1 protein-coding gene is annotated in these 1834 nt (G+C 60.6%); it reads left to right on the top strand.

Going from position 1 to position 1834, the window contains the following annotated elements; translation table 11 throughout:
- Positions 1 to 1834: hypothetical protein (locus ABX749_RS31535; RefSeq protein WP_372899528.1), on the top strand; the 1834-nt coding region annotated here is incomplete at both ends.

Below are 1834 nucleotides of genomic sequence, written 5' to 3'. Positions count from 1 at the left end.
TCACCCACCGCACGCTACCGATCGGCGGCCGATCTGCGCGATGATTTGCAGCGGTTTCGCAGACGCGAGCCGATCCTGGCACGCAAGGTGTCGCTGTTGGAAAACATTTGGGTTTGGGGTCGACTTCATCCCGCCTATGCGTTGTTGGTGATGGGAATCCCGGTGGTTCTGATACTGCTGATGGGAATCCTGGTCGCCCAGGTGCGGCACATCCAACTGAGCGATCGTGCCAATCGATTGGTCCGCCAAAATGAACAAAGCGAAGCCGAGCGCGAGGCGTTGCTGGTCCATCGCCACATGGTCGAACTGTCGCGGGCGTCGCATGAGTTGGCCGAAGGCGACCGCACCCGCGGGCTGGAACTTTTGCGCAACATTCCCGATTCGATGCGGAATTGGGAATGGCGACTGCTCGATCTCATTTCCCACTCACCCTCGACTGTGCTCAACGCCGACGTCTTGGGCGTCTCCTCGTCAGTGGCGATCAACGCGTTGGCCGTTTCGCGTCAACACCAATGGATGTTTGCCGCCTGCAGCGATGGGACGATTTTAAAATGGAAGCTGCCGTCCGATCGAGAGTTCTTCAACGCCGACGAGGATCAACGACGCGGGCTCGGTCCCGCACAGATTCTCGTGCGATCGCAGGGCTCGGTCCACGCGTTGGCCGTCAGCCCGGACGAAAAATGGTTGTGCTGGATCGATCGAGACGGCGCCGTGACGGTTTGGGATCTGCAGGAAAACGAACAGGACCAGCGGATCGTCGTGCCCAAGTTGCGACGCGGTCATGCGATCGCCTTTTCCCCCGATTCGAAACGACTGCTGGTCGGCGGCGGGTCCAACGCCAGTGGAACGCGCGCCATCGATGAGCACAGTTGGTTGGTCTTGTTGCAGCCAAATGATGCGGGCGAGTTCACCCTCACGCTTGAACGCCAATGGGCCGACCGGCCCGCGATCACCGCCTTGCAATTCACCGATGACACCAGGTTTATTACGACCCGCGGACGTTTTGAGGCGCCGATGGGATCGATGGGGTTTGTGGAACATTGGCGGGTCACCCCCGATGCGTTCCGCCACGAAGGGTTGCTCTGGCGTGGGCTGGGCATGCGTGGATTGGACTTTCACCCCCAAACGCATCGGATCGCTTGGTGCGACGACATCGGAATGACTTATGTCAAGGATTTGCGAATGCCGCTGAGGCACCCGCCCAGTCAGTTCCAGGCCAGTCAGCGAGCGGCCTCGCAGGTTCGCTTCTCTCCCGACGGAGACGAATTGATCGTCAGCGGTCGTGATGGCAATGTTTCGCGTTGGTCGCTGACGGGGATTTCCGCCGCCGAGTCGCCTCCGCAATCCGCCAAGGCGTCCGCGCCGGCAACCGAGTCAGCGACTGAGTCAGCAACTGAGTCGGCGCCGCCCAAGAAGACGGGTACGGCTGACGAGGCGTCGCCGCCCGAAGACAAGTCCGCCGACGATCCCCATTCGCTGCCCACCGAATCGTTCGCGATTCGACTGATCCGTGATTACCGCGGGCACGAGAACACGGTCGGGGACGTGCTTTACCTTGCCCCCTGTCGCAAGCTTGCCAAACCGAAATCGGGCGAGCCGCCGTTTCGTTTTTGTGAACCGTTTCTCGTCACCGCCAGCGACGATGGCAAGGTGCTGTTGTGGTCCAACGACGGCCACGACGCGATCGAAACGCTGAACGTTTCCGACCGCATCTTGGTGGATGCCGCTTGGGTTTCGCCACGACAAATTGCCGACGCGATCGCCGGGGCAAGACGTCACCGGAGCCTGTTCTATAAGTCTTTCTCGCTGAGCAAACACGCGTTGGACGTTGAAC

The organism is Stieleria sp., from assembly GCF_041595215.1.
Lineage (GTDB): Bacteria > Planctomycetota > Planctomycetia > Pirellulales > Pirellulaceae > Stieleria > Stieleria magnilauensis.
Note: the sequence above shows the minus strand (reverse complement) of the source record. Positions and strands in the feature narration are given on the sequence as shown.